The organism is Pelagimonas sp. KU-00592-HH, assembly GCF_040369695.1.
GTDB lineage: Bacteria > Pseudomonadota > Alphaproteobacteria > Rhodobacterales > Rhodobacteraceae > Shimia.
Window position 1 is genome coordinate 445,891 of record NZ_BAABWM010000001.1, and the last position, 25,677, is coordinate 471,567.

The following is a 25,677-nucleotide window of genomic DNA, read 5'->3' on the forward strand; positions in this document are numbered from 1 at the left end:
CTTACTCTGCCGCAACCTTTGCTTCGTTGCGCCCTTTGGCATTGGCGCTCAACTCGGCCATCAGCTCGCTTGCACGGGCAATCGGGTTGGTCAGGTAGAAGTCCTTGACCGCAACCTGGAACGGCGACTTCGCCAGTTCCTTGCCCGGTAGCGCGTCCCAACCATTGTCGATCACCTGATCGATCTGCGCGAAATGCGGCACCTCGGCAACCATCGCCTGACGCAGCTGCGCCAGCGTGTCATAAGGCAGCGTCGCGCCCAGCTCCGCGCTCAGGGCACGCAGGATGGCCCAGTTTTCCTTGGCCTCACCCGGCGCAAACCCGGCACGCATCGCAAGCTGCGGGCGACCTTCGGTGTTCACGAACAGACCGTTTTCCTCGGTATAGGCCGCGGCTGGCAGGATCACGTCGGCGCGGTGTGCACCGCGGTCGCCGTGGCTGCCCTGATAGATCACGAAGGGACCGTCCGCGATCTCCACTTCGTCTGCACCAAGGTTAAAGACCACCTCGGCACCTTCCATTGCGGTGTCCAGACCACCTTCGGTCACGGCCCCAAGGTCCATCGCGCCAACACGGCTTGCTGCGGTGTGCAGAACCATCATCTTGCCGCCCAGCTTTTCGGTCAGCGTCATCACCTGACCAAGAACCGCAATGCCGTCGCCTTCGCAGATGGCACCCTGCCCCACGATCACGATGGCACCTTCGCGCGCCACGGCTTCGTCAGCCAGACGGTTCAGCGGCATACGGCCCGGACCGGCATAGGAATAGTCATAGGTCAGATCCATGCCCTTGGTACCCGCAACGATCACGTCGGCACCCTTGGCCCACGCCTTGCGGATACGCGCGTTCAGCACCGGTGCCTCGTCACGCGGGTTGGTTCCGATCAGGTAGATCGCCTTGGCGCTGTCGATGTCTTCAATCGCCGCCGTGCCCACATAGGCCGAGCGGTTGCCGGCAGGCAGCACCGCACCGTTGGTGCGGCATTCGATATTGCCTTCCAGACCATCAACAATCTGCTTCAGCGCAAAGACGGCTTCGGCCGGAGCAAGATCGCCCACCAGCGCGCCAACCTTCTTGCCTTTCATGGCTTCGGCCGCGGCGGCGAGAGCTTCGCCCCAGGTCGCCGGCTTCAGCTTGCCATCAACACGCACATAGGGCTTGTCGAGACGCTGGCGGCGCAGGCCGTCCCAGACAAAACGGCTCTTGTCCGAAATCCACTCTTCGTTCACGCCATCGTGGTTACGCGGCATGATACGCATCACTTCGCGGCCCTTGGTGTCGACGCGGATGTTCGACCCAAGCGCATCCATCACGTCGATGGTTTCGGTCTTGGTCAGTTCCCACGGACGGGCCGAGAAAGCATAGGGCTTGGACGTCAGAGCACCAACCGGACACAGGTCGATGATGTTGCCCTGCATGTTCGAATCCAGCGTCTGGTTCAGATAGCTGGTGATCTCCGCATCTTCGCCACGGCCTGTTTGGCCCATCTGGGCAATCCCCGCCACCTCGGTGGTGAAACGCACACAGCGGGTACAGCTGATGCAGCGGGTCATTGTGGTTGCCACCAGCGGCCCGAGATCCAGATCGTCTACCGCGCGCTTGGCTTCGGAAAAGCGGGTGTTCGAGATACCATAGGCCATGGCCTGGTCCTGCAGATCGCACTCACCGCCCTGGTCGCAGATCGGGCAATCCAGCGGGTGGTTGATCAGCATGAATTCCATCACGCCTTCACGCGCCTTCTTGACCATCGGCGAGTTGGTTTTCACCACCGGCGGCTGGCCTTCCGGCCCGGGGCGCAGGTCGCGCACCTGCATCGCGCAGGACGCCGCCGGCTTCGGCGGCCCCCCCACGACCTCGACAAGGCACATGCGGCAGTTGCCAGCAATCGACAGGCGCTCGTGATAACAGAAGCGCGGAATCTCGACCCCAGCCTCTTCACAGGCCTGGATCAGGGTCATCGCCCCTTCCACCTCGATTTCAGTATCGTCGATAACGATCTTGCGTAGGTCAGACATCTCTTATTTCGCCCTCAACAGCGCGCCGATCCGGCTCGATTTTTCGATTTCCACGCGCCCAAGCGCGCAAAAGGTTTGCGGGTCTTCATAGGTGACCCCGTGTTTCTTCAGATACGCCTCACCACGTACGCGCATCTTGGCCTTTTCCTTATCGTCGCCGATATAGGCCTTGATCTCGGTATCCGAGTATCCCATTTCACGCGCCTGTTTGCGCAATTTCCAAAGGAAATCATAGGCTTTCAGGGTGCGTGCCGAAATCTCCGGACAGTAATCCCGGATTTCCTTGGCCACGGCGATCACGAACAGACCGTCGTTGATTTCGTCAACCTCGCTCAGATGCGGACGCGCGGAAACAGCCCCTGCAACAAGGGCTGCCACTGCGGCGCAGGCAAACATATGCGAGAGACGACGGATCATGGCCTGCAATACCCCTCGAATACCAGGGTATCCTTGTCAAAGATCAACTCTGCATCTTCCACGTCAGGGCCGTCGACCCACTCAATGACCGAAGTACCATATTGTTCGATACAGTGGCTGATCGCCTCATGGCGACCGGCCTCGCGCGCACCGGCCAGCGATTGCTGGGGATTGCGCACTTCAACGCGGAAGTGATCGCGCACCTTGCGCTCGAACAAGTCTACGTCCGTGCGGAAATAGAAGCCGTCGAAGGTCAACGCATTCTCATCCGAGAAGCGTCCACATGCAGAAAGCCCAAGTGCAAGACACAATGGCGCTACCACACCAATTACCGCAACACGCGCACGTGTGTTCCATTTGGTTTTGTTGTCCTGCCCCATCATACCCGACATTCCTTATTCGGCCGCCATGGCGCCCATGCGCCCGTTTTTGTTGGCCTTGATGCGATCCTCGATCTCTTCGCGGAAGTTGCGGATCAGACCCTGGATCGGCCAGGCAGCCGCATCGCCCAGGGCACAGATCGTGTGGCCCTCAACCTGCTTGGTCACATCCCAAAGCATGTCGATTTCCTCGATCTCGGCCTCGCCCTTCACAAGGCGATCCATCACGCGCATCATCCAGCCGGTGCCTTCGCGGCACGGCGTACACTGACCACAGCTCTCGTGCTTGTAAAACTTCGACAGACGCCAGATCGCCTTGATGATATCGGTCTGCTTGTCCATCACGATCACGGCAGCGGTCCCGAGACCCGAACCCAGCTCGTTGCGCAGATAGTCAAAATCCATCACGGCGTCGCGGATGTTCTCACCGCGTACACAGGGCACCGACGATCCGCCGGGGATCACGGCCAACAGGTTGTCCCAGCCGCCACGGATACCGCCGCAATGCTTTTCGATCAGCTCTTCGAACGAGATCGACATCGCTTCTTCGACAACACAGGGGTTGTTGACGTGGCCGGAAATACCAAACAGCTTGGTGCCCGCGTTGTTCGCACGACCGAACGAGGTGAACCACTCCGGGCCACGGCGCAGGATGGTCGGCACAACGGCAATCGATTCCACGTTGTTCACGGTGGTCGGGCAACCATAAAGGCCCGCACCCGCCGGGAACGGCGGCTTCATGCGCGGCATACCCTTTTTGCCCTCAAGACTCTCCAGAAGCGCGGTTTCCTCACCACAGATATAGGCCCCTGCCCCGTGGTGCAGGAAGAGATCGAAATCCCAGCCCGAGCCAGCAGCGTTCCGGCCCAGAAGACCGGCGTCATAGGCTTCGTCGATGGCGTTTTGCAGCGCTTCACGCTCGCGGATAAATTCACCACGAATATAGATATAGGCCGTGTTGGCATTCATCGCGAAAGAGGCGATCAGCGCCCCTTCGATCAGGGTATGCGGATCATGGCGCATGATCTCGCGGTCTTTACAGGTGCCCGGCTCGGATTCGTCGGCATTGATGACCAGGTAGGCCGGACGTCCGTCGCTTTCTTTCGGCATGAAGGACCACTTGAGACCGGTCGGGAAGCCCGCACCACCACGACCACGCAGGCCGCTGGCCTTCATCTGGTCGATGATCCAGTCACATCCGTTCTGGATGATCTTCGCGGTGCCATCCCAATGGCCACGCGCCTTTGCGCCCGCCAGCGTGCGATCGTGCATACCGTAGAGATTGGTAAAGATACGGTCCTGGTCTTTGAGCATCTTGTTACCCTTGCATTTCCCGGCGCAGGCGCCAGATCTGATAAATGTTCACCACCGCCCAAATCAGCGCGGCAATCGCGGCGAAATCGAACAACAGCGCATACCGTCCCGGCAGCCCCATCGCCTGTCCCAACCACTGGGCGGCCATCCAGATCAGCATCGTCGCGGCAATCACGATGGCCACGACGCGGCCCCGCTTTGCCAGATACTGTTCCTGTTGCCCACCCGTCATGTCTTAGTCCTCGTAGACCCCGCCCTTGGCGACGCGTTTCGAAAACTCGGTTGCACCACCTTCGGCAAGCGTCTTGGCCTGGTCGACCCAGCCGTCCCGCTCGATGCGGCCCTTGAACGACAGCTTGTCGTCCATCTCGGCAATATCGTCCGGCCCCCAGGCCGCGATCTGCGCGAAGGTCGTCACGCCAGCGGCGTGCAGCTTCTCTTCCAGCTTCGGACCAACACCCTTCAACTGCTTGAGATCATCCACACCCGCATCCGCCGCAGGGGCTTCAGCCGCCTTCTTCTCGGCCTTCGGTTTTGCCTTCTTGGGCGCTTCCTCTTTCGGAGCCCCCGCCTTCTTGGCCTCCTCGGCCTGCTTCACGGCAGGCTTCGGCGCTTCCGGCTCGGCCGGGGCCTGCGGCTTCGAGGGGCTACGGCCCGCAACGGTGCCATCCGCGCCAACCCAAGGCGTGCGCAGCGGCACTTCGGTGCCGTCGATCCGCTTGATGCTGTCACCGATGTCGGTCGCCAGCTGTGCCGAAGCGTTATACTGGGTCTTGCCGCTGTCATATTCGGTCAGCGAGGTCAGACCCGAGAGCGGCTCGGCTGCATACCGGCCATTCTGCGGCCCCGGAACCGGCACCTTGCCAGCCGCCATCTCGTCCAGCATCGCAGCCAGACCTTCAGCGGTCAGGTCTTCGTAGTAGTCCTTGCCGATCTGGGCCATCGGTGCGTTGGTGCAGGCACCAAGGCACTCGACCTCTTCCCACGAGAACTTGCCATCCGCCGACAACTGGTGCGGCTTCTCGGCGATCTTCTCTTTACACACGGCAATCAGGTCTTCCGCACCGCAGATCATGCAGGACGTGGTGCCGCAGATCTGGATGTGGGCCACCGACCCAACCGGCTGCAACTGGAACATGAAGTAGAAGGACGCCACTTCCAGCACGCGGATGTAGGCCATGCCAAGCATGTCGGCGATGCCTTCGATCGCGGGCTTGGTCAGCCAGCCTTCCTGCTCCTGTGCACGCCACAACAGCGGAATAACCGCGCTTGCCTGACGGCCTTCGGGATATTTCGTGATCTGCGCTTCCGCCCAGGCCTGGTTGGCCGGGCTAAAGGCAAAGCTCTCGGGTTGTTCAGAATGAAGACGACGAAGCATTAGCGGTCAATATCCCCAAAAACGATGTCCATCGTGCCGATGATGGCGGCGACGTCGGCAAGCTGGTGACCCGTGGCCATGTGGTCCATGGCCTGAAGGTGACGATAGCCGGCGCAGCTGATCTTGGCGCGGTAGGGTTTGTTGGTGCCATCGGCAACGAGGTAAACGCCGAATTCGCCCTTGGGCGCTTCGACGGCGGCATAACATTCGCCAGCCGGAACGTGGAACCCTTCGGTGTAGAGCTTGAAGTGGTGGATCAGGCTTTCCATCGAGGTTTTCATCTCGCCGCGCTTGGGCGGGGTCATCTTGCCACGTGCCATGACGTCACCCGTCGCTTCGCGCAGCTTGACAATGGCCTGACGGATGATCGACGTCGACTGGCGCATTTCTTCCATGCGCATCAGGTAACGGTCATAGCAGTCACCGTTCTTGCCAACAGGCACCTGGAAGTCGAACTCGTCATAGCACTCGTAAGGCTGCGAGCGACGCAGGTCCCAGGCAAGGCCCGCTGAGCGCGCCATTACGCCGGTCATACCGAAATCAAGCACGTCCTGCTGGGTCACGACACCGATATCAACGTTACGCTGCTTGAAGATCCGGTTCTCGGTCAAAAGGCCGTCGATATCGTCAATCTTCGCAGGATACTCGATCGCCCATTCTTCGATGTCATCCAGAAGCGCGTCCGGCACATCCTGGTGAACACCACCGGGGCGGAAATAGTTGGCGTGCATACGGGCACCACAGGCGCGCTCGTAGAACACCATCAGCTTTTCGCGCTCTTCAAAGCCCCAAAGCGGCGGGGTCAGCGCACCAACGTCCATCGCCTGCGTGGTGATGTTCAGAAGGTGGTTCAGCACACGGCCGATTTCCGACCACAACACGCGCAGCAGCTGGCCGCGACGCGGCACCTCGGTGCCGGTCATCTTCTCGATGGCCAGACACCAGGCATGTTCCTGGTTCATCGGCGCCACGTAATCGAGGCGGTCGAAATACGGCAGGTTCTGCAGGTAGGTGCGGCTTTCCATCAGCTTTTCGGTGCCACGGTGCAGCAGGCCGATATGCGGGTCGCAGCGTTCCACGATCTCGCCGTCCAACTCGAGCACCAGACGCAACACGCCGTGCGCCGCAGGGTGCTGCGGGCCAAAGTTGATGTTGAAGTTGCGGATTTTCTGTTCGCCGGTCAGGGCGTCTTCGAAACCTTTGGAGCCGTCCATCACTTCGCCTCCCCTTTCTCGTCACCCGGCAGGATGTACTGCGCACCTTCCCACGGGCTCATGAAATCAAACTGGCGGTATTCCTGCGGCAGCTTCACCGGCTCATAGACCACGCGCTTCTGAACTTCGTCATAGCGCACCTCGGTATAACCGGTGGTCGGAAAATCCTTGCGCAGCGGGTGGCCACGGAAGCCATAGTCGGTCAGCAGGCGACGCAGGTCGGGGTGATCCGAGAAGATCACACCGTACATGTCGAAAGTTTCGCGCTCATACCAGTTGGCCGAGGCGAACACGCCGGTCACCGAGGGAACCATCTCGTCTTCGCGCACGCTCACACGCAGGCGGATGCGTTGGTTCTGGGTCATCGACAGCAGGTGATACACGACGTCGAAACGCTTGGCACGGTCGGGATAGTCCACGCCGGCAATGTCGAGAAGCTGGGTAAACTTGCAGTTCGTGTCAGACTTCAGAAACTCGACGAACCCGGCGATGTTCGCCGGGGCCACGTCAATGTTCAATTCGCCGTAGGTCACATCCCATCCCAGAACACAGTCCGGGCGCTTGAGCTCGATCTGAGCTCCGAGTTCTTTAAGGGCTTCGCTCATCGTTCAATCGTCCCCGTGCGGCGGATTTTGCGTTGCAGCTGCATGATGCCGTAAAGCAGGGCCTCCGCGGTCGGAGGGCAGCCCGGTACGTAAACGTCGACCGGAACAACCCGGTCACAGCCACGCACAACGCTGTAAGAATAGTGGTAGTAACCGCCGCCGTTCGCACAGGAGCCCATCGAGATCACATAACGCGGCTCGGGCATCTGGTCGTAAACCTTGCGCAGCGCGGGTGCCATCTTGTTGGTAAGTGTTCCCGCAACGATCATCAGGTCCGACTGGCGCGGCGAAGCCCGCGGTGCGGTGCCAAAACGTTCAAGGTCGTAACGCGGCATCGAAAGCTGCATCATCTCAACCGCGCAGCAGGCCAGACCAAAGGTCATCCAGTGCAGCGAACCGGTACGCGCCCAGTTGATGATGTCTTCGGTCGAGGTCAGGATAAAGCCCTTGTCCTGAAGCTCGGCATTCAGCGCCTGGGTGGCGACCTCACGGTCCGCTCCGGCGGTGTTCGCTCCGGTCATCACTCCCATTCGAGCGCCCCTTTCTTCCATTCATAGGCAAAGCCGATGGTCAGCACAGCCAGGAAAACCATCATCGACCAGAAGCCGACCATCGAGATGTCCTTGAAGCCAACGGCCCAGGGGAACAGCATCGCGATCTCAAGATCGAAGATGATGAACAGGATCGATACCAGGTAGAACCTGACGTCAAATTTCATCCGCGCGTCATCAAAGGCATTGAAACCGCACTCATAAGCACTCACCTTCTCAGGATCAGGCTTGCGTACGGCAAGAACGACAGCTGCGAGGATCAGAACGAGGCCAAGGGCAACGGCGATGGCCAGAAAGACGAGGATGGGAAGGTATTCCCTCAGCATCTCTTCCACAGGTGGCTCCTTTCATGCACGTTGAAAAATTCGTGCAGTCAGATGGCTGTATTTACTAGAGCGGGTTTACCCCTGCCCCTTGGCAGGGTCAACCAAGCGCGCACACATTCAATAATATGAAATTAAGGCGCATCGCCCTTGCATACAAAGGTATACACTCTCTGTTCAACCATCCTGCGGCAATTGGTCGACCCCCATTTCATAAAGAAATACGGCGTTTTTACCGGCTGATGCGCCAAGCCGACCACACTGCCGCGTCGCAAGCCCAAAGATGTAGGAAAAATGCGAAATTAATTTTCTTGGGCACCCTGCGTCAACTTGGCGATCAATTTATCGACAACCAAAGCCAAGGTCCGCACGAATTGAACGCCAGAGACTCATTCTTTGCAGAAACCGCCCCTGCAACAGGGCGCAAAACGGCAAACGCCGCCCCGATGTTAGGGCGGCGCGGGTAAGAAATTTTAGGGGTTCGCTTACGACGATATCCAGGCAGCCTTCCGTTTCTCGAAGAACGCCGCGATGCCTTCCGGCGCCTCGTCCCCTTCCCAGGCCTTGACCAAGGCTGCGATCGTCATGTCGATCACCTCGTCATCGATCCGGGGGCCCAAGGCCCGTGCAAGCGCCTTAGCCGAGGCCACCGCCCCCGGTGCGCACGAAAGATACGGCACCACTTCCGCCTCGACAGCCGCGTCCAGTTCTTCCGCCGGAACCGCCTTGGCCAAGAGCCCAAGTGTAACTGCCTCCTCCGCCTTGAACAGGCGCGCCGACATGAACACCCGCCGCGCCATCGCCTCACCCATGCGCGACACCACGTAGGGGCCAATCGTCGCCGGGATAAGACCCAACCGCGTCTCGGTCAGACCCATCGTCAGGCTGTCGACACCGATTGTCGCGTCACACACGCTGGCCATGCCAACGCCGCCGCCAAACGCATTGCCCTGCACACGACCAATCAGTGGCTTGGGAAGCGTGTTCAAAGCCTGTAACATCTCGGCCAGTTTGCGAGCCTCCTTGCCCCGGGTCGCGGCGTCCATCTCCATCTGCTGCCGCATCCAGCCCAGATCACCACCGGCACAGAACGACTTGCCCGCCCCGGTCAGGATCACCACGCGCACCGCATCATCGGCGGCAAGCTGCTCGGCCGCCGCCTTCAACTCCACCAGCATCTCGCCGGACATCGCGTTGTGCTTTTCGGCCCGGTTCAGCGTCAGCGTCGCGACACCACGTGCATCCGTTTCAATGGTCACTGTTTCAAACATTCATCTTCCCCTCGTGATGAGAATTCTTCAGGCAGAGCACTTACCCCTCCTGCCGCATCGCCCGCGCCATGGCTCCGGCCTTGGCCAGAACCGCCGCATCCAGACCGGTATCAAACCCAAGCGCACGCACGCGCTCGTGCACCGCTTCTGTTGCCACGTTGCCCTTGGCCCCCGGCGCATAGGGGCAACCGCCCAACCCGCCAACGGCCGCATCAAACACCCGCAGCCCAAGGTCGAGCGAGGCCTCGATGTTCACCAAGGCCCGCCCCGCGGTATCATGGTAATGTCCGGCCAGCTTCGCGGCTGGCACCTCTTGAAGAACCGCCTCCAGCATCGCGCGAATGGTCTCTGGCGTGCCCTGCCCGATGGTATCGCCCAGCGAAATCTCATAGCATCCCAGATCGGCGAGCATCCTAGCGACCCGTGCCACCTGTTCCGGCGGTGTCGCACCGTCATAAGGGCAATCCGTCACGCAGGAGACATAGCCACGCACCGGCAGGCCAATGTTCTTCGCGGCTTCGGCAACCGGAACAAAGCGTTCAATGGATTCGGCAATCGTCGCGTTGATGTTGGCCTTAGAAAACCCTTCAGACGCCGACCCAAAAATCGCGATCTCATCCGCCTTTGCCGCAACCGCGCCGTCAAACCCCTTCATGTTCGGGGTCAGTGCCGCGTAAGACACGCCCTCGGCCCGCGAAATACCCGCCAGAACATCGGCGGAATCCGCCATCTGCGGCACCCATTTCGGGCTCACGAAACTCGCCACTTCAATCCGTTTGAACCCGGCTTCGCTCAGGCTATCCACCAGCGCGATCTTCTCCTCGGTCGGGATCAGACGCTTCTCGTTCTGAAGCCCGTCACGTGGGCCCATTTCGAAGATTTCGACAAAGTCAGACATCCGGTGCCTCATAAAAATCCTGGGTATAGATGCGCTGCACCCCCTCTGGAGGGAGAGCAGCCTTGAATGCGGGGCGTTCCACAAGACGATCTCGGTAAGCCGCAACACGCGGCAATGCGTCAAAGGCCACGAAGCGGCGCGCCACGTCGACGCCATAGCCGACGGCACAGTCGGCACCGCTGAAGCCGCTTTTCATGACAAACTCACGCCCATCCGAAAGCCGGTCTTCCAGCCGTCCCAGAACCTTCAGCAAACGCCGCGCCTCGAGGTTCATCTGGGTTGGAGACCGCATGTCCGGCTTGTAAAGAACAATATGCGCCTGGGTCAGGTTCGCCACATGCTGCCCAATGCTTTCGGCATAATGCAGCATATCCAGCCACGCCATCCTCTCCGGATCGCCAGCGGGCCGACCAAGCCCCTTTTCGGGAAACAGCTCGCATAGGTATTCAATGGACGCCCCGCTTTCGCAGATAACCTGCCCTTCGATCTCCAGCGCAGGCACCCGTGCCGCCGGGTTGATGGCAAGATAATCCGGGCTGCGCAGCGATTTGTCGAAAAAGTTGTGCAACACCACGTCATAGGGCACGCCCAACTCTTCCAGCATCCAAAGCACGCGCATCGAACGCGCCTCATGCGCATGATGCAAAACGATCTTCATCTTTCAGGCCTCCGGCACGTCGTAGAAGTCCTGCTTGTAGAACTCCTGCTGCCCATCCAGTTCGCGGGCCTTCTGATAGGCCGGACGCGCTTCGATCTGCGCGATATAGGCCTGCACATTCGGGAAACGGTCAAGCCGCACATAGTAAGGCGCCGAGAACAGGTTGAACCCCATCATCGTGTCCGCGGCCGAAAACCCCGACGGCAACAGCCATTCGCGATCCGCAAGCACTCGGTCCATGGCCTTCAGCGTTGCACCAAGACGGGCCGCCTCAAGTTTCATCATCACCGGAGAGGCCGGCGTCGGATCCCCCATGAACAGATGCTGCATGTTGAGCGAGCCGAGTATACTGGCCTGCGTTTCCCCAAACCCCAGCCACTCGAGATACGCCACCCGCTCGGGATCGCCCGGCATCCGTCCCAGCCCGTGCTCGGGCCGGGTCTCGGCAAGGTATTCGATGATGGCCGGGCTTTCGAAGATGGTGATCCCGTCAATTTCCAGCGCGGGCACACGTCCCACCGGAGAAATCGCCTTGAACTCCGCCGCACGCAACGATCCATCGGTGATGGAATAATGCTTGAGCTCCGCGCGCAGCCCCATCTCCTCAAGAAGCCAGAGCACGCGGAACGATCGCGAAAACGGAATGTGGTGCAACAGGATCATGCGGCCTCCTCGTCCTCCTCGACCAGCTGGATCAGCGCGGCACCGTCCTGCACCTGATCACCAGCATGGGCCAGAACCTCGGCCACGATGCCATCGCGTGCGGCCAAAAGCGAGTGTTCCATCTTCATCGCTTCCAGAATGGCAAGGCGATCGCCTTCCTTCACCTCTTGTCCCGGCTCGGCAAAGATCGCCTTCACCAAGCCCGGCATCGGTGCTGCAATCACGTTGCCCGCCGCGCCACCATCGGCATCCCGCGCCAGCGGATCGACCACGTCGAACTCCATCCCGTAGCGGGCAAAAACGCTGACTTTGCCGTCACTTACGCCCACGGGCGCGGCACGCTTGCCATCAAGATGCCAGCCGCCACCGATGCGTTCGGCAACAACAGTTGTCTCACCTACCAGAACCTCGGCCTTGTCGGCACCATCCATCATCACCTTGACCACGACCTCTTCATCGCCATGCGCGATGGTGACACTGCGCTCCAGCGGTCCCCAGAGATTGAACCCGCCCTCCGGGGCCGATGCCGCGTTCAGACCCAAAGCAACCATTCCCGCCCAGGCGGTCTGGGCCGCCGTCGGGGCCACCTCCTGCACCAGATCATCCAGATCCCGCGCAATCAGGCCCGTGTCCACCTCGCCCGCGGCAAAGCCTGCGTGGTCACACAAAGCCCCAAGGAAGGCGAGGTTGGTCACCGTGCCGCCAACCTGCGTCTCGGCAAGTGCCGTGCGCATCCGCGACAGCGCAACAGCTCGGGTCGGCCCATGGGTGATGATCTTGGCAATCATCGGGTCATAGAACGGGCTGATCGTATCGCCGGTCCGAACCCCGCTGTCCGAGCGCGCCCCTTCCGGGAAATCCAGATGGCTCAGGGTGCCCGTCGCAGGCAGGAAGCCCTTGGGCACGTCTTCGGCATAAAGGCGCACCTCGAAGCTGTGACCAAAGATCGTCAGCTCTTCCTGGCTCGCAGGCAGGCTTTCCCCCGCCGCAACCCGCAGCTGCCATTCCACCAAGTCAACGCCCGTGATCGCCTCGGTCACCGGATGCTCCACTTGCAGGCGGGTGTTCATTTCCATGAACCAGAACCCATCCGCCCGCAGCCCGTTTGAGCCATCGACAATAAACTCGACCGTACCCGCGCCCTTGTAGCCAATCGCCTCGGCGGCACGTACACCGGCCTGCCCCATGGCCTCGCGCACCTCGGCGCTCATGCCCGGCGCGGGGGCCTCTTCGATCACCTTCTGGTGGCGACGCTGCAACGAACAGTCCCGCTCGAACAGATGCACCGCATGGGTGCCATCACCAAAGACCTGCACCTCGACGTGGCGCGGCTGGGTCACGTATTTCTCGATCAGAACATCCGCATTGCCAAAGGCCGTGATGGCTTCGCCCTGCGCACTGGCCAGCGCATCCGCGAACTCTTCGGGTGCCTCGACAAGGCGCATCCCCTTGCCGCCACCGCCGGCAACCGCCTTGATCAGGACGGGATAGCCGATCTTTTCGGCCTCTGCGGCAAGGAACGCCGCATCCTGATTGTCGCCGTGATAGCCCGGCACCACCGGAACACCGGCCTCTTCCATCAACGCCTTGGCGGCATCCTTGAGCCCCATCTTGCGGATCGCCTCCGCCGAGGGGCCGATGAAGACCAGACCGGCCTTTTCAACCGCGTCCACAAAGTCCGGGTTCTCGGAGAGAAACCCATAGCCGGGGTGGATCGCCTGCGCGCCGGTCTCCTGCGCGGCAGCAATGATCACATCGCCCTTGAGATAGCTTTCAGCAGGCGCCGATCCGCCGATATGCACGGCCTCGTCCGCCATCGCGACATGTTTCGAAAGCGCATCCGCATCCGAGTAGACAGCCACGGTTTTCACACCCATCGCACGGGCGGTTTCCATCACGCGGCAGGCGATTTCGCCACGGTTTGCAATCAGGATTTTATTGAACATATCAGTTTCCTCACCACCAAGAGCTGCTTTCGCCCTTGTCCAAATGTGAACGGACGTAATGCGGAAGCGGCCATGCTTCCCGGTCCATTCCACTTATTTTGCCCATGAAGCCATCGCGATAGGCATAGTCGTACAACTCGCGATGGATCGTGATTTCTATCCGTTGAAGCGCGGTTTCGACTTGTGACTTCGTTTTCTCAATTTCATCTCTGAGCTTTGCGCCGTCGCTCTTGCCTTTGAGCAATGCACCAACGCCGATCCTCTCCAGGATTTTGTTGCCCGCAGACAAAGCTATGGAAAGCACGATGCTCGAAACAAACCCGCTCAGCAGGTCAAAAGCTGTTCCGAAACTCAGCCATCCAAACCTGTTCTTCTTTGCAGCGAGTTCCGCGCGCATTCGGTCGAACTCTCGCGAAAAGACCTCTCGAAACTCACGGGCAAAGATTGTCCTGCTAAAGTCGTCGCGACCCGCAAAAATCCTGATTACCGGCCGTACGAACAGGCCAGCTTTGGACTTTTCAACAAACTCTTCGAAATCGAACAGAAAGAAGTAATCTTCCGGGTCCGTCGAGTTGTGAACCAGATACACCGCTATTTCCACTTCCCGAGTCATCTCGGGAAGGCTCAAATCCGGTAACTGATTCAACAGACGTTTTCCAAAAGACAGCATTGATAGCCTCACATCCGGAACACGCCGAACCTGGTCTCTTCGATCGGCGCACAGAGCGAAGCCGACAGCGACAGGGCAAGCACGTCACGCGTCTTGCGCGGGTCGATGATGCCGTCATCCCAAAGGCGCGCCGACGCATAGAGCGGGTGGCTCTGGTGCTCGAACATGTCCAGCGTGGGTTGCTTGAAGGCGGCCTCTTCCTCGGCCGACCATTCTCCGCCCTGCCGTTCGATGGCGTCGCGTTTTACGGTGGCCAGAACACCGGCAGCCTGTTCGCCACCCATCACCGAGATCCGGCTGTTCGGCCAGGTCCACAGGAAACGCGGGCTATAGGCGCGACCGGCCATGCCATAGTTGCCTGCCCCGAAAGAGCCGCCCACCAGCATGGTGATCTTCGGCACCTTGGTGGTGGCCACTGCGGTCACCATCTTTGCGCCATGGCGGGCAATGCCTTCGGCTTCGTATTTCTGCCCGACCATGAAACCGGTGATGTTTTGCAGGAACACCAGCGGAATACCCCGCTGCGAACACAGTTCCACGAAATGCGCACCCTTGGCGGCACTTTCGGAATAGAGCACGCCATTGTTGGCCACGATGCCAACCGGACAACCTTTGACATGGGCAAAACCGGTCACCAGCGTCTCGCCAAAGCGCGGTTTGAATTCGTCGAACCGCGATCCGTCCACGGTGCGGGCAATGACTTCGCGGATGTCATAAGGCGTCCGCAGCCCTGCCGGAACAACACCAAGGATTTCCTCGGGGTCATAGGCCGGTTCCTCTGGCGATTGCCATTGCACGGTCTGCGGCTTGGTGCGGTTGAGGTGGCTCACCGCGCGCCGCGCCAGCGCCAACGCGTGGGCGTCGTCCTCGGCCAGGTAATCCGCCACGCCCGACAGGCGCGTGTGGACATCACCACCACCAAGGTCTTCGGCAGACACAACCTCGCCCGTCGCGGCCTTTACCAGCGGAGGGCCGGCAAGGAAGATGGTGCCCTGCTCTTTCACGATGATTGTCACGTCCGACATCGCCGGCACATAGGCGCCCCCTGCCGTACACGACCCCATCACCACCGCGATCTGCGGAATGCCCTTGGCGCTCATGTTCGCCTGGTTAAAGAAGATGCGGCCAAAGTGTTCGCGATCGGGGAACACCTCGTCCTGGTTCGGCAGGTTCGCACCGCCCGAGTCCACGAGATAGATGCAAGGCAGGTTGCATTCTTCCGCGATCTCCTGCGCCCGCAGGTGTTTCTTCACGGTCATCGGATAATAGGTGCCGCCCTTCACGGTGGCATCGTTGCAGACCACCATGACTTCCTGGCCTTCAACCCGGCCAATCCCGGCAATCACACCGGCACAGGGCGCGGCATCGCCATACATGTCATGCGCCGCCGTGGCGCCGACCTCAAGGAAAGGAGAGCCCGGATCAAGCAGGTTCGCCACCCGCTCGCGCGGCAGCATTTTGCCCCGGCTGACGTGACGCTCGCGCGAGCGTTCGCCGCCGCCTTGGGTCGCCTTGGCCGCCGCTTCCGCCACCACGCCCAGCGCCTCGAGATGCGCGGCGCGGTTGGCCTGGAAATCGTCTGACGTGGTCAGAGCCTTGGATTGGATTTTCGCCATGATTTCAAATCCTTCGAATTCAGTTCACAACAAGCTGCGCTTCTAGGTAAAGCGCCTGCTCGCCGGTCAGATACATGTGGCAGGACACGGTTGCCGGGCCACCGCCAGTCCCCCCGCCCCAGAGAGAGCGTTCATAATCGCAGGAGGCATCGCGGTAGGCGATCCAGGCCCGCTGCATCGCCAGCAACGCCTCGGCCTGCGACGGGGCGCTCGCCCCGATTTCGCGCATCTCCGCATCCACGCTCTTGGCACCAGCACGAACCGCCTTGTAGGCCGCGTTCAGGCGCGCATCCCAATAGAGGCGCTCCTGTTCCAGACAGCCCCCCATACCCACGGTCGACCACCCACCTGGGGTGGCCTCCATGCAGGCATTGGCCGAAGACCCGATACAGCTTTTGGGGTCACCCGTCTCATCAAGTGCGGCAAGACAGCTTTCCGTCGCCGCAGCCGAGAACACCATCTCCTGCGCCATGGCAGGCATCGCCATAAACGGCAGAAAAATCAGGGCTTTGAGTCTCATCGCTAGGCCTCCGCAAGTGTCTTGATGGCGGGGTCTCCCCGCCACCAGATCACGCCTGTTTCGCCATCAGTTCGCGACCGATCAGCATCCGGCGGATTTCCGACGTACCCGCGCCGATTTCCATCAGCTTGGCATCGCGGAAGATACGGCCCACCGGGTTGTCCGAAAGGTAACCGGCACCGCCAAAGGCCTGAACCGCCTGGTGCGCGACAACCATCGCTTCTTCAGAGGCATAGAGACAGCAGGCCGCGGCATCCTGACGGGTGATCTCGCCACGGTCACAGGCCTTGGCCGCCTCGTAAACATAGGCACGGGACGAGTTCATCTTGGTGTACATGTCGGCAATCTTGCCCTGCATCAGCTGGAAGTTCCCGATCGGCTGACCAAACTGCTTGCGCTCGACCATGTAGGGCATCACCTCGTCCAGGCAGGCCGCCATGATCCCGGTGCCGATCCCGGCAAGAACCACACGCTCGTAATCAAGGCCCGACATCAGAACCTTCACGCCCTTGCCTTCTTCGCCAAGGATATTCTCGAACGGCACTTCCACGTCTTCAAAGATCAGCTCGGCGGTGTTCGACCCGCGCATCCCCAGCTTGTCAAAGTGCGGCGAGGTCGAGAAACCCTTCATTTCCTTTTCGATCAGGAAGGCGGTAATGCCCTTGGGGCCCGCATCCGGATCGGTCTTGGCATAAACCACGAGGGTATCCGCGTCCGGACCATTGGTGATCCAGTACTTGTTGCCGTTCAGGACAAAGCGGTCATTGCGCTTTTCCGCACGCAGCTTCATCGACACCACGTCCGATCCTGCCGACGGCTCCGACATGGCCAGCGCGCCAACATGTTCACCCGACAGAAGACGTGGGAGATACTTCTGCTTCTGTTCTTCGTTGCCGTTCAGCTTGATCTGGTTCACGCAGAGGTTCGAATGCGCACCATAGCTCAGCGAAACCGACGCCGAGGCCCGGGCGATCTCTTCGACAACGATGACGTGTGCAAGATAGGACATGCCCGCCCCACCGTATTCCTCGGGCACCGTGACACCCAGAAGGCCAAGCTCGCCAAACTCTTTCCAAAGCTCGTTGGGGAATTCGTTTTTCAAATCGACGTCCGCGGCCATCGGCTTGATCCGCTCCTGGGCGAAGCGATGCACCATCTCGCGCATCGCGTTGACGTCTTCACCCAGATCAAAATTCATTGTGTGCATGAACATCGCTCAAAGTCTCCCATTATTGAACGCTTGTTCATATAACTACGCGACAAGCCGATTCCGTTCAAGAAATATTCCGACTCCCGTATAACTACGACGTTGGGTCACGCAGAATGCGAAAGACCGGCCCGCCAAAGCGGACCGGTCCAACAGACACCATTCAATGAAACCGATTGCGAAACGCCCGTTAAGCGCCCTGAAAAACCGCCCCGACCTCGGCCCGGATGATCCGCGCGATCTGCGCGCAATCCTCAAGGCTGAACGTCAGTGGAATGCGCATGTCCATGATCCCGCCCAAAACGCGATCACTCTTCGGCATCCGTTCGGAGGGCGCGTAACGCCAGCTGTCATAGCGCGAGGTAAAGGCGACAGGCTCAGAACCACCAAACCATTTGACCTCGACACCCCGTGCCGCACAGCGTTTCACCACCTCGGCGATCTTCTCTTCACTCCAGTCGAGCAAAAGGAACTGAATGGAAGACCCGACATAGGTCTCTTCTTCCGGACGCTCGACAACCGTAAGGCCCGGCGTATCGCGCAGACCTTCCTCGACAACGCGGTACCGCGCGTTCCAGCGTTCAACCTGTGTGCCCAGATCGCGCAACTGCGGCCGCAGAATGGCGGCCCTGAGATGATCCATCCGCCCCGAGACATTGGGCGTCACGTATTTCACCTGCTCGAACACTTCGACCGGCGGCCGCGCAAGGTGACGTTCATACAGCATGTAAGACCCCGACAACATGATCGCCCGCGCCATCAACAGGTCGTCATCCGAGATCAGCAAACCGCCCTCGCCCGAATTGGCGTGCTTGTAAGTCTGGGTGGAATAACAGGCAAAGACACCGTAACGCCCCGAAAGGGTCTCGCGCCACTTGGCGCCCATCGTATGCGCGCAATCCTCGACCACCTTGATGCCGTGGCTGTCGCAAATCTCCATCAGGCGATCCATGTCGCACAGATGCCCGCGCATGTGGCTGAGCATTAGAACATCCGCCTGCCCTGCCTTGGCCTCCAGATCATCAAGATCAATCACCAGCGCCTCGGTCACCCCGACGAACACCGGCACCGCACCAACACTGGCAATCGCCCCCGGCACCGGCGCAAGGGTAAAGGCATTGGTCAGCACACGGTCTCCGGGTTTCACACCCAATGCCCGCAAGGCCGTGGCCATGGCATACCCGCCAGACGCCACCGCAAGACAGTATTTCGCGCCCATCTGCTCCGTGAACTCCTGCTCCAGCAGCGCCACTTCGCCATCTTCGCCCGGACCCACGTTATAGCGGTGCAAACGTCCGCTCTGCATCACGCGCAGCGCCGCCTCGATCGCCTCGTCCGGGATCGGTTCCTGCTGGGTGAAATTGCCTTCGAATATCTCAGTCATGGACGCAGCATTGTCGCCCTTCCCGCACGCCGTCAACGTCCATTCCACCGCAAGATCGGCGAAAACCGCCTTGAAAACCACATCTGCATGTCGCGAACAGACTTCTGGACTCACGATGGGCTGCTACGCTTCCCCTTATTAGAGGGAGAAAACGATGGCTGACCAAATTGACTTCATTCACACGCTGACTTGGGAAGACCTGCCGCAAAAGGTGCGCACCCAGACCCACCTGAACCTTCTTGATGTTCTGGGCGTCGGGGTTGCCGGCAGCCAGACCCAGACATCTGCTATCATCTGCGCCCACGCACACGAGGATTTCGGCGGCACAATCCCCCTGATGTTCGACGGCCGCACGAGCAGCCCGCTCGGCTTTGCGCTGGCCGCGGGCATGACCATCGACTCGGTTGATGGTCACGACGGCTTCAACCCGGCCAAGGGCCACATCGCCGCCCCCATGATCCCCGCCGCCCTCGCTGCCGCGCATGAAGTTGGTGCATCGGGAAAACAGCTTCTCGAAGCCATCGTGGTCGGCTACGAGATCGGCGCCCGCACCTCCATGGCCCAGCACGCCACCGCCCCCGATTACCACACCTCGGGCAGCTGGGGGGCTGTCGCCGCAGCAGCAGCCGTCTCCCGCCTCATGGGGCTGGACCGCGAAACCACCCGCCACGCCCTTGGCATCGCCGAATACCACGGCCCGCGCAGCCAGATGATGCGCTGCATCGACTTTCCGACAATGGTCAAGGATGGGGCCGGCTGGGGATCAATGTGCGGCATCTCTGCTGCACGCCTTGCCGCCAAGGGTTTCACCGGCGCGCCGGCCATCACTGTCGAGGACGCATCCGACTACTGGACCGACCTTGGCTCTCGCTGGTACTGCCTTGAGCAGTATTACAAACCCTACCCCGTCTGCCGCTGGGCCCAGGCCCCGATGGAAGGCACCATGGCGCTGCAAAAGGCACATGACGTCACCGCCGACCAGATTGCCAAAATCGAAGTCCACACCTTCCACGAATCCGTGCGTCTGGCCATGAAACGCCCGCAAACTGGTGATGAGGCGCAATACTCAACGTCCTTCCCCACCGCAGTTGCCGCCGTGCACGGCACCGTGCGCCCGGAACACCTTGAGGGCGACGCCCTGTTTGACCCGGAAATCCTGCGCCTGTCGGATGCAATGGACATGCAGGAGGCCAACCATGCCAACGAACACTTCCCCGCCAAGCGCCTTGCCCGCGTGGCTCTGGTCCTGAAAGACGGCACACGGCACGAAGGCGACTGGAACGAACCGCGCTGGGATCACACCAATCCGCCCACGGCACAGGACCTGATCGACAAGTTCCACGGCCTCACGGAGCCGGTATTTGGAAAGGATCGCTCCACCGCCCTGGAAACGGCGATCATGAGGCTGGCCGAAACCGGCCTCGCGCCCCTGACGGATCAGCTGTTCACGCCAATCAAGGCCTGAACCAACGCGGGAAGGTCTGCATAGTCCTGCAGCAGGGCTTCCGGCTCCAGCGCCGCCATATCTTCGCCGCTGGGGCCAAAAGTCACCAGAACCGAGGGAACACCGGCGTTTCGCGCGGTTTCGCGGTCGGTCACGCTGTCTCCGATCAGAACGGTCTGCGCCGGATCTCCGCCAAGCCGCCGCGCGGTTTCCGCAAGCGGCAGAGGGTCAGGCTTGCGCACCGGCAACGTATCAGCCCCGATCAAAGCGCCAAACGCATCCCGCACCCCAAGCGATGCCATCAACTGCTCGGCAAGGCGTTCGGGCTTATTGGTGCAGATCCCGACGCCATAACCCATATCGCTCAACACACCCACGGCCTCCATCGCACCGGGGTACATAACCGTATGCGTATCAATCGCCGCGCCATAAGCCTCCAGCAGCACCGGATAGTATTTCTCGACCGTTGCCTGATCCATCCGGCCAATCCGCGTCAGGCCAAGGGTCAGCATTGCCTTGCCCCCCCGCAGCGCCGTGCCCGCGTCGGTCTCAACGCTCAGAACATCGCCCTCGCCCATATCGCGAAAGCAGGCATTGGCAGCGGCAAGAAGATCACCGCTCGTGTCGGCCAAGGTGCCATCCAGATCAAAGACCACTGTTCGCATCTGCCCTTACCCCTCGAAATGGCATATTTCCGCCCAACGCTGTTACACGCCGTAATGCCTTTTGATGGGCCTCGGCCTTGCGTCGATACCGTGAACGGATAAAACGGGCACAACACAAATTCAAAGAGAAAACACATGAGCATTGCCCTCGTCATCCTTGCCGCAGGCAAAGGCACCCGGATGAACTCGGACCAACCCAAGGTCCTCCACCAGATCGCCAACGCGCCGATGCTCGTCCATGCGATGCAGTCCGGCGCGGTTCTCGAACCCGCCCGCACTATCATCGTCGCGGGCCACGGGTTCGACGCGGTCAAGGCAAGTGTCGAGGCATATGACCCCGAGGCAACGGTCGTCCTTCAGGAAGAGCAAAAGGGCACCGCTCACGCCGTCGACGCCGCACGCGCGGCACTTGAAGACTTCGAAGGCGACGTGATTGTCCTCTTCGGGGACACGCCTTTTGTGCAGCCCGAAACCCTTGAACGCATGGCCGCCGCCCGCCAAGACAACGCGGTTGTGGTTCTGGGCTTTGAAGCGGCCGACCCCGGCAAATACGGGCGTCTCGTGATGCAGGGCGACAGCCTCGAAGCCATCATTGAATTCGCTGATGCGACAGATGAGCAACGCGCTATAACATTCTGCAATAGCGGCGTAATGCTGGTTGAGAAAAGCGCACTCTTTTCGATGATCGACGCGGTCGAGGCCAACAATGCACAGGACGAATACTACCTCACCGACATCGTCGGAATTGCCCGCGAACGCGGTCTTTCGGTGACGGCCGTTGCCTGCGACGAGGCGGAAACCCTTGGCATCAACTCGCGCCTGCACCTCGCGCAGGCCGAAGCGGTTTTCCAGTCCCGCGCCCGCACCGAGCTGATGGAAATGGGGGTCACCCTGCAACAGCCGGACACCGTCATGCTGTCCTACGATACGGTGATCGGGCGTGACACGGTGATCGAACCCAATGTCTATTTTGGCCCCGGCGTAACCATCGAAAGCGGTGCCCACATCCGCGCCTTTTCGCACCTCGAAGGCTGCCACGTTTCCCGCGGCGGAATTGTCGGCCCCTACGCCCGCCTGCGCCCTGGCGCGGAACTGGCCGAAGACGCGCGGATCGGTAACTTCGTCGAAATCAAGAATGCCACGCTGGATGCCGGTGCCAAGGTCAACCACCTCACCTATATCGGCGATGCCTCGGTCGGCGCGGCGTCCAACATCGGTGCAGGCACCATCACCTGCAACTATGATGGCGTCATGAAGCACAAGACAACCATCGGCGCCAATGCCTTCATCGGCTCTAACACCATGCTGGTCGCCCCGGTCACCGTGGGAGATGGCGCGATGACGGCAAGCGGTTCGGTAATCACCAAGGACGTGCCCTCCGAGGCCCTGGCCCTTGCTCGCGCCGAACAGGTCAACAAACCGGGGCTGGCGCGAAAATTGTTCGAATTGTTAAAGTCCAAGAAAGCCAAACGCGACATGGAGGCCAAATAATGTGCGGTATTGTAGGGGTTCTCGGAAACCACGAAGCGGCCCCAATCCTTGTTGAAGCCCTGAAACGCCTCGAATATCGCGGCTATGACAGCGCCGGGATCGCCACCGTTTACGAAGGCGATCTCGCCCGTCGCCGTGCCGTTGGCAAACTGGTCAACCTCTCCGACCTGCTTGTGCATGATCCCCTGCGCGGCAAGGCCGGCATCGGCCATACACGCTGGGCCACGCACGGTGCGCCCTCGGTTGACAATGCCCACCCCCACCGCGCTGGCCCCGTCGCCGTGGTGCACAACGGGATCATTGAAAATTTCCGCGAGTTGCGGGCCGAACTGTCCACGGCCGGCATCGACTTTGCCACCGAGACCGATACCGAAACCGTCGCCCTGCTGACGCAGCACCACATCGAACAGGGCCTGTCGCCCGTCGACGCCGCCCGCGCAACCCTTGCCCGCCTTGAGGGGGCCTTTGCCCTCGCCTTCCTCTTTGAGGGCGAGGAAGATCTGATCGTTGCTGCCCGCAAGGGCTCTCCTCTCGCCATCGGCCATGGGGACGGAGAGATGTTCGTCGGCTCCGACGCCATCGCGCTGGCCCCGCTGACCGACCGGATCACCTATCTCGAGGAAGGCGACAGCGCCGTTCTCACTCGCACCTCTCTGGAAATACGCAATGAGGCCGGCGAGATTGCCAACCGCGAGATGCGCACCATCCGCATTGATCAGGCCCGGGTCGACAAGGGCGGCCACAAGCATTTCATGGCCAAGGAAATCGCCGAACAGCCCACCGTCATCGGCGAGGCCGTTCGCCACTACCTGTCCGGCGATGGCGCCAAGGTCGCCCTGCCCGGCGATGGCATTGATTTCACCAAGGTGAACCGCCTGACAATGGTGGCATGTGGCACCGCCTACTATGCCTGCCTGACCGCGAAATACTGGTTCGAACAGGTCGCGCAGCTGCCTGTCGAGGTGGATATCGCCTCCGAGTTCCGTTACCGCGAGCCGCCGATCACCGAGGGCACCCTGGCCCTTTTCGTGAGCCAGTCCGGCGAAACCGCCGACACACTCGCCGCCCTGCGCTACTGCGACGGCAAGGCCGACAAGATCGTCTCGGTCGTCAATGTTCCCGAAAGCTCGATCGCCCGCGAAAGCGATCTCGCCCTGCCCATTCTTGCCGGCACCGAGATTGGCGTCGCCTCGACCAAGGCCTTCACCTGCCAGCTGACGGTGCTTTTGATGCTTGCCCTCAAGGCCGCATCCGACCGGGGCGTCATGTCGGCAGAGGACATTCAGGACAAACTCTCGGCCCTGCGCACCCTGCCGGGCATCCTGAACGCCACGCTTGAACGCGAAGGCAAGCTGCAGTCAGCTGCCCGCAAGCTCGCCGAGGCGCGCGACATTCTGTTCCTTGGCCGTGGCCTGATGTATCCGCTGGCCCTTGAAGGTGCGCTGAAACTCAAGGAAATCAGCTACATCCACGCCGAAGCTTATGCCAGCGGCGAGTTGAAACACGGCCCCATCGCCCTGATCGACAAACATGTTCCCGTGGTGGTTCTCGCCCCCCGTGACGCCCTGTTCGACAAGACCGTCAGCAACATGCAGGAAGTCATGGCCCGCAACGGCAAGGTGCTCCTGATCACCGATACCCTCGGTGCAGACGAAGGGGCCGAAGGGGCCTGGGAGGTTGTCACCCTGCCCGAGGTTGACCCGATCCTCTCGCCCATCCTCTACGCGATCCCGGCGCAGCTTCTGGCCTACCACACCGCCGTTGCCAAAGGCACCGACGTTGACCAGCCACGCAACCTCGCCAAATCCGTGACGGTGGAATAATGGCCAAACAGTTCCCCAGCATCGAAGCCCCGCACCGCGCCTTCATCGAAGCGCAGCACATGTTCTTTGTCGGCAGCGCCGCCCCCTCGGGCCGCGTCAACATCTCGCCCAAGGGCATGGACAGCCTGAGGGTGCTGGGGGAAAACCGCATCATCTGGCGCAATCTCACCGGCAGCGGCAATGAAACCGCCGGCCATCTCAAGCTCGCCAACCGCATGACCCTCATGTGGTGCGGTTTCGAAAAACGCCCGATGATCCTGCGCGCCTATGGCAGCGCCCGCACCCTGCACCGCCGCGACGCCGAATTTGACGAGCTCAACGCCATGTTCCCCGAGATCGTCAGCGCCCGCCAGATTTATGACATGACCGTCGACATGGTGCAGACCTCCTGCGGCTATGCCGTGCCCTTCTATGACCACGTCGGCGAACGCGACACCCTTGCCAAATGGGCCGAGGATCGCGGGGCGGACGGCATTCGCACCTACTGGGAAGAGCGCAACCAGCACACCATCGACGGGTTGCCAACCGACATTCTGGGGCCTTCCGATGACACGTGACGACGCGCTTGCAGAGCTGAAATCCCACATTGAACCCGGCCGCGCCGAGCAGATGGCGGCCTATCACAAGCAGACCCGCGAGGTTCTCGGCATCCCGAATCCGGCCCTGAACGACGTGACAAAAGCCTGGCGTCAGACCCTGACGGTGGATGAGCGCGTCGCTCTCGCGGCAGACCTCTGGAAAACCGACATCTTCGAAGGGCGCATTGCGGCGGCCAAACTCCTGACACAGGCCCGCATCCGTCCGGATGATGCCGCTTGGAAGCTGATCCAGACCTGGGTGCCCGATTTCGACAGCTGGGCCATTGCCGATCACGTCTGCATGGCCGGTCAGAAACGCCTTGTGGCCGATCCTTCCCGCCTTGATGCCGTCGAGGCATGGACAACGTCGGATCACATGTGGACACGCCGCGCGGCCCTCGTGATCACCCTGCCCTGGGCCAAGCAGAACTTTCCCAAACCGGCCGAACTCCAAGCCCGCGACCGCGTGCTCGGCTGGGCAGCGTCATATGTCGACGATCCCGAATGGTTCATTCAAAAGGCCGTCGCATGGTGGGTGCGCGACCTCTCCAAACACGATGTCCCCCGCGCCAGCGCCTTCCTCGAAACTTACGGCGACCGCCTCAAGCCCTTTGCCCGCAAGGAAGCTGGCAAATATCTGAAATAGC

The 25,677-nt window shown here is 60.8% G+C and carries 26 protein-coding genes; 5 read left to right on the forward strand and 21 right to left on the reverse strand.

From position 1 onward, the window contains the following. Nucleotide 1: 1 nt before the first annotated feature. The 20 genes from nuoG to ABWV42_RS02460 form a co-directional block, all read right to left on the reverse strand. On the reverse strand, nucleotides 2-2,014 hold the full coding sequence (nuoG, locus tag ABWV42_RS02365) for an NADH-quinone oxidoreductase subunit NuoG (protein WP_353338731.1): 2,013 nt from the start codon (nucleotides 2,012-2,014) through the stop codon (nucleotides 2-4). A gap of 3 nt (nucleotides 2,015-2,017) precedes the next feature. Then, nucleotides 2,018-2,431, reverse strand: coding sequence for a DUF5333 domain-containing protein (locus ABWV42_RS02370; RefSeq protein WP_353338732.1), 414 nt, complete (start codon nucleotides 2,429-2,431; stop codon nucleotides 2,018-2,020). Continuing rightward, the gene (locus ABWV42_RS02375) at nucleotides 2,428-2,814 is read right to left on the reverse strand and encodes a hypothetical protein (RefSeq protein ID WP_353338733.1); all 387 of its coding nucleotides are present in this window, start codon (nucleotides 2,812-2,814) and stop codon (nucleotides 2,428-2,430) included. The genes ABWV42_RS02370 and ABWV42_RS02375 overlap by 4 nt, the downstream gene beginning before the upstream one ends. Nucleotides 2,815-2,826: 12 nt before the next feature. Further along, nucleotides 2,827-4,125 carry an NADH-quinone oxidoreductase subunit NuoF gene (gene nuoF / locus ABWV42_RS02380; RefSeq protein WP_353338734.1) on the reverse strand — a complete coding sequence of 433 codons (1,299 nt, stop codon included), beginning with the start codon at nucleotides 4,123-4,125 and terminating at the stop codon, nucleotides 2,827-2,829. Between the two features lie 4 nt (nucleotides 4,126-4,129). Continuing rightward, nucleotides 4,130-4,357: a DUF5337 domain-containing protein gene (locus ABWV42_RS02385; protein WP_353338735.1), complete on the reverse strand. Its 228-nt coding sequence runs from the start codon at nucleotides 4,355-4,357 to the stop codon at nucleotides 4,130-4,132. Between the two features lie 3 nt (nucleotides 4,358-4,360). Further along, entirely contained in the window at nucleotides 4,361-5,503 is a 1,143-nt protein-coding gene (locus tag ABWV42_RS02390; RefSeq protein WP_353338736.1) for an NADH-quinone oxidoreductase subunit E, read from the reverse strand. Beyond that, nucleotides 5,503-6,717 carry an NADH-quinone oxidoreductase subunit D gene (locus tag ABWV42_RS02395; protein WP_255105340.1) on the reverse strand — a complete coding sequence of 405 codons (1,215 nt, stop codon included), beginning with the start codon at nucleotides 6,715-6,717 and terminating at the stop codon, nucleotides 5,503-5,505. The genes ABWV42_RS02390 and ABWV42_RS02395 overlap by 1 nt, the downstream gene beginning before the upstream one ends. Then, a complete protein-coding gene (locus ABWV42_RS02400) occupies nucleotides 6,717-7,322 on the reverse strand; it encodes an NADH-quinone oxidoreductase subunit C (RefSeq protein WP_353338737.1) in 606 nt (201 codons plus the stop codon). The genes ABWV42_RS02395 and ABWV42_RS02400 overlap by 1 nt, the downstream gene beginning before the upstream one ends. Further along, nucleotides 7,319-7,843, reverse strand: a complete 525-nt coding sequence (locus ABWV42_RS02405; RefSeq protein ID WP_255105600.1) for a NuoB/complex I 20 kDa subunit family protein — start codon at nucleotides 7,841-7,843, stop codon at nucleotides 7,319-7,321. The genes ABWV42_RS02400 and ABWV42_RS02405 overlap by 4 nt, the downstream gene beginning before the upstream one ends. After that, entirely contained in the window at nucleotides 7,843-8,208 is a 366-nt protein-coding gene (locus ABWV42_RS02410; RefSeq protein WP_255105337.1) for an NADH-quinone oxidoreductase subunit A, read from the reverse strand. The genes ABWV42_RS02405 and ABWV42_RS02410 overlap by 1 nt, the downstream gene beginning before the upstream one ends. A 473-nt stretch (nucleotides 8,209-8,681) precedes the next feature. Beyond that, on the reverse strand, nucleotides 8,682-9,467 hold the full coding sequence (locus tag ABWV42_RS02415) for a crotonase/enoyl-CoA hydratase family protein (protein ID WP_353338738.1): 786 nt from the start codon (nucleotides 9,465-9,467) through the stop codon (nucleotides 8,682-8,684). Between the two features lie 40 nt (nucleotides 9,468-9,507). Beyond that, nucleotides 9,508-10,365, reverse strand: coding sequence for a hydroxymethylglutaryl-CoA lyase (locus ABWV42_RS02420; protein WP_353338739.1), 858 nt, complete (start codon nucleotides 10,363-10,365; stop codon nucleotides 9,508-9,510). Further along, complete coding sequence (locus tag ABWV42_RS02425; protein WP_353338740.1) at nucleotides 10,358-11,023, reverse strand: glutathione S-transferase family protein; 666 nt, start codon at nucleotides 11,021-11,023, stop codon at nucleotides 10,358-10,360. Before ABWV42_RS02425 ends, ABWV42_RS02420 begins: the two co-directional genes overlap by 8 nt. 3 nt (nucleotides 11,024-11,026) lie before the next feature. Continuing rightward, on the reverse strand, nucleotides 11,027-11,686 hold the full coding sequence (locus ABWV42_RS02430) for a glutathione S-transferase family protein (protein WP_353338741.1): 660 nt from the start codon (nucleotides 11,684-11,686) through the stop codon (nucleotides 11,027-11,029). Then, on the reverse strand, nucleotides 11,683-13,632 hold the full coding sequence (locus ABWV42_RS02435) for an acetyl/propionyl/methylcrotonyl-CoA carboxylase subunit alpha (protein WP_353338742.1): 1,950 nt from the start codon (nucleotides 13,630-13,632) through the stop codon (nucleotides 11,683-11,685). The genes ABWV42_RS02430 and ABWV42_RS02435 overlap by 4 nt, the downstream gene beginning before the upstream one ends. A 10-nt stretch (nucleotides 13,633-13,642) precedes the next feature. After that, the gene (locus ABWV42_RS02440) at nucleotides 13,643-14,302 is read right to left on the reverse strand and encodes a hypothetical protein (RefSeq protein ID WP_353338743.1); all 660 of its coding nucleotides are present in this window, start codon (nucleotides 14,300-14,302) and stop codon (nucleotides 13,643-13,645) included. 8 nt (nucleotides 14,303-14,310) lie between these two features. After that, nucleotides 14,311-15,918 (reverse strand): carboxyl transferase domain-containing protein, encoded by a 1,608-nt coding sequence (locus ABWV42_RS02445; RefSeq protein WP_353338744.1) that lies wholly within the window; start codon nucleotides 15,916-15,918, stop codon nucleotides 14,311-14,313. A 19-nt stretch (nucleotides 15,919-15,937) separates the two neighbouring features. Further along, nucleotides 15,938-16,438, reverse strand: a complete 501-nt coding sequence (locus ABWV42_RS02450) for a lysozyme inhibitor LprI family protein (RefSeq protein WP_353338745.1) — start codon at nucleotides 16,436-16,438, stop codon at nucleotides 15,938-15,940. Between the two features lie 49 nt (nucleotides 16,439-16,487). Then, the gene (locus tag ABWV42_RS02455) at nucleotides 16,488-17,651 is read right to left on the reverse strand and encodes an isovaleryl-CoA dehydrogenase (RefSeq protein WP_353338746.1); all 1,164 of its coding nucleotides are present in this window, start codon (nucleotides 17,649-17,651) and stop codon (nucleotides 16,488-16,490) included. 184 nt (nucleotides 17,652-17,835) lie between these two features. Next, nucleotides 17,836-19,029 (reverse strand): DegT/DnrJ/EryC1/StrS family aminotransferase, encoded by a 1,194-nt coding sequence (locus ABWV42_RS02460; protein WP_353338747.1) that lies wholly within the window; start codon nucleotides 19,027-19,029, stop codon nucleotides 17,836-17,838. A gap of 154 nt (nucleotides 19,030-19,183) precedes the next feature. Between ABWV42_RS02460 and ABWV42_RS02465 the strand changes: the two genes are divergently transcribed. Further along, nucleotides 19,184-20,494: an MmgE/PrpD family protein gene (locus ABWV42_RS02465; protein WP_353338748.1), complete on the forward strand. Its 1,311-nt coding sequence runs from the start codon at nucleotides 19,184-19,186 to the stop codon at nucleotides 20,492-20,494. Here the strand turns inward: ABWV42_RS02465 and ABWV42_RS02470 are convergent. Further along, nucleotides 20,467-21,138, reverse strand: coding sequence for an HAD-IA family hydrolase (locus ABWV42_RS02470; protein WP_353338749.1), 672 nt, complete (start codon nucleotides 21,136-21,138; stop codon nucleotides 20,467-20,469). The genes ABWV42_RS02465 and ABWV42_RS02470 overlap by 28 nt on opposite strands. 135 nt (nucleotides 21,139-21,273) lie before the next feature. Between ABWV42_RS02470 and glmU the strand changes: the two genes are divergently transcribed. From glmU to ABWV42_RS02490, 4 genes are read left to right on the forward strand one after another with little or no spacing between them, the layout of a single operon-like run. Continuing rightward, nucleotides 21,274-22,629, forward strand: a complete 1,356-nt coding sequence (gene glmU / locus ABWV42_RS02475; RefSeq protein WP_353338750.1) for a bifunctional UDP-N-acetylglucosamine diphosphorylase/glucosamine-1-phosphate N-acetyltransferase GlmU — start codon at nucleotides 21,274-21,276, stop codon at nucleotides 22,627-22,629. Continuing rightward, nucleotides 22,629-24,452, forward strand: coding sequence for a glutamine--fructose-6-phosphate transaminase (isomerizing) (gene glmS / locus ABWV42_RS02480; RefSeq protein WP_353338752.1), 1,824 nt, complete (start codon nucleotides 22,629-22,631; stop codon nucleotides 24,450-24,452). The genes glmU and glmS overlap by 1 nt, the downstream gene beginning before the upstream one ends. Further along, complete coding sequence (locus tag ABWV42_RS02485; protein ID WP_353338753.1) at nucleotides 24,452-25,009, forward strand: pyridoxamine 5'-phosphate oxidase family protein; 558 nt, start codon at nucleotides 24,452-24,454, stop codon at nucleotides 25,007-25,009. The genes glmS and ABWV42_RS02485 overlap by 1 nt, the downstream gene beginning before the upstream one ends. Next, complete coding sequence (locus ABWV42_RS02490) at nucleotides 24,999-25,676, forward strand: DNA alkylation repair protein (RefSeq protein WP_353338754.1); 678 nt, start codon at nucleotides 24,999-25,001, stop codon at nucleotides 25,674-25,676. The genes ABWV42_RS02485 and ABWV42_RS02490 overlap by 11 nt, the downstream gene beginning before the upstream one ends. The last annotated feature ends 1 nt before the right edge of the window (nucleotide 25,677 follow it).

Excerpts from the sequence above, each read along its gene's own strand:
- nuoG (WP_353338731.1), bottom strand. The coding sequence starts at position 2,014 with ATGTCTGACCTACGCAAGATCGTTATCGACGATACTGAAATCGAGGTG.
- ABWV42_RS02370 (WP_353338732.1), bottom strand. The coding sequence starts at position 2,431 with ATGATCCGTCGTCTCTCGCATATGTTTGCCTGCGCCGCAGTGGCAGCC.
- ABWV42_RS02375 (WP_353338733.1), bottom strand. The coding sequence starts at position 2,814 with ATGATGGGGCAGGACAACAAAACCAAATGGAACACACGTGCGCGTGTT.
- nuoF (WP_353338734.1), bottom strand. The coding sequence starts at position 4,125 with ATGCTCAAAGACCAGGACCGTATCTTTACCAATCTCTACGGTATGCAC.
- ABWV42_RS02385 (WP_353338735.1), bottom strand. The coding sequence starts at position 4,357 with ATGACGGGTGGGCAACAGGAACAGTATCTGGCAAAGCGGGGCCGCGTC.
- ABWV42_RS02390 (WP_353338736.1), bottom strand. The coding sequence starts at position 5,503 with ATGCTTCGTCGTCTTCATTCTGAACAACCCGAGAGCTTTGCCTTTAGC.
- ABWV42_RS02395 (WP_255105340.1), bottom strand. The coding sequence starts at position 6,717 with ATGGACGGCTCCAAAGGTTTCGAAGACGCCCTGACCGGCGAACAGAAA.
- ABWV42_RS02400 (WP_353338737.1), bottom strand. The coding sequence starts at position 7,322 with ATGAGCGAAGCCCTTAAAGAACTCGGAGCTCAGATCGAGCTCAAGCGC.
- ABWV42_RS02405 (WP_255105600.1), bottom strand. The coding sequence starts at position 7,843 with ATGACCGGAGCGAACACCGCCGGAGCGGACCGTGAGGTCGCCACCCAG.
- ABWV42_RS02415 (WP_353338738.1), bottom strand. The coding sequence starts at position 9,467 with ATGTTTGAAACAGTGACCATTGAAACGGATGCACGTGGTGTCGCGACG.
- ABWV42_RS02420 (WP_353338739.1), bottom strand. The coding sequence starts at position 10,365 with ATGTCTGACTTTGTCGAAATCTTCGAAATGGGCCCACGTGACGGGCTT.
- ABWV42_RS02425 (WP_353338740.1), bottom strand. The coding sequence starts at position 11,023 with ATGAAGATCGTTTTGCATCATGCGCATGAGGCGCGTTCGATGCGCGTG.
- ABWV42_RS02430 (WP_353338741.1), bottom strand. The coding sequence starts at position 11,686 with ATGATCCTGTTGCACCACATTCCGTTTTCGCGATCGTTCCGCGTGCTC.
- ABWV42_RS02435 (WP_353338742.1), bottom strand. The coding sequence starts at position 13,632 with ATGTTCAATAAAATCCTGATTGCAAACCGTGGCGAAATCGCCTGCCGC.
- ABWV42_RS02440 (WP_353338743.1), bottom strand. The coding sequence starts at position 14,302 with ATGCTGTCTTTTGGAAAACGTCTGTTGAATCAGTTACCGGATTTGAGC.
- ABWV42_RS02445 (WP_353338744.1), bottom strand. The coding sequence starts at position 15,918 with ATGGCGAAAATCCAATCCAAGGCTCTGACCACGTCAGACGATTTCCAG.
- ABWV42_RS02450 (WP_353338745.1), bottom strand. The coding sequence starts at position 16,438 with ATGAGACTCAAAGCCCTGATTTTTCTGCCGTTTATGGCGATGCCTGCC.
- ABWV42_RS02455 (WP_353338746.1), bottom strand. The coding sequence starts at position 17,651 with ATGTTCATGCACACAATGAATTTTGATCTGGGTGAAGACGTCAACGCG.
- ABWV42_RS02460 (WP_353338747.1), bottom strand. The coding sequence starts at position 19,029 with ATGACTGAGATATTCGAAGGCAATTTCACCCAGCAGGAACCGATCCCG.
- ABWV42_RS02465 (WP_353338748.1), top strand. The coding sequence starts at position 19,184 with ATGGCTGACCAAATTGACTTCATTCACACGCTGACTTGGGAAGACCTG.
- ABWV42_RS02470 (WP_353338749.1), bottom strand. The coding sequence starts at position 21,138 with ATGCGAACAGTGGTCTTTGATCTGGATGGCACCTTGGCCGACACGAGC.
- glmU (WP_353338750.1), top strand. The coding sequence starts at position 21,274 with ATGAGCATTGCCCTCGTCATCCTTGCCGCAGGCAAAGGCACCCGGATG.
- glmS (WP_353338752.1), top strand. The coding sequence starts at position 22,629 with ATGTGCGGTATTGTAGGGGTTCTCGGAAACCACGAAGCGGCCCCAATC.
- ABWV42_RS02485 (WP_353338753.1), top strand. The coding sequence starts at position 24,452 with ATGGCCAAACAGTTCCCCAGCATCGAAGCCCCGCACCGCGCCTTCATC.
- ABWV42_RS02490 (WP_353338754.1), top strand. The coding sequence starts at position 24,999 with ATGACACGTGACGACGCGCTTGCAGAGCTGAAATCCCACATTGAACCC.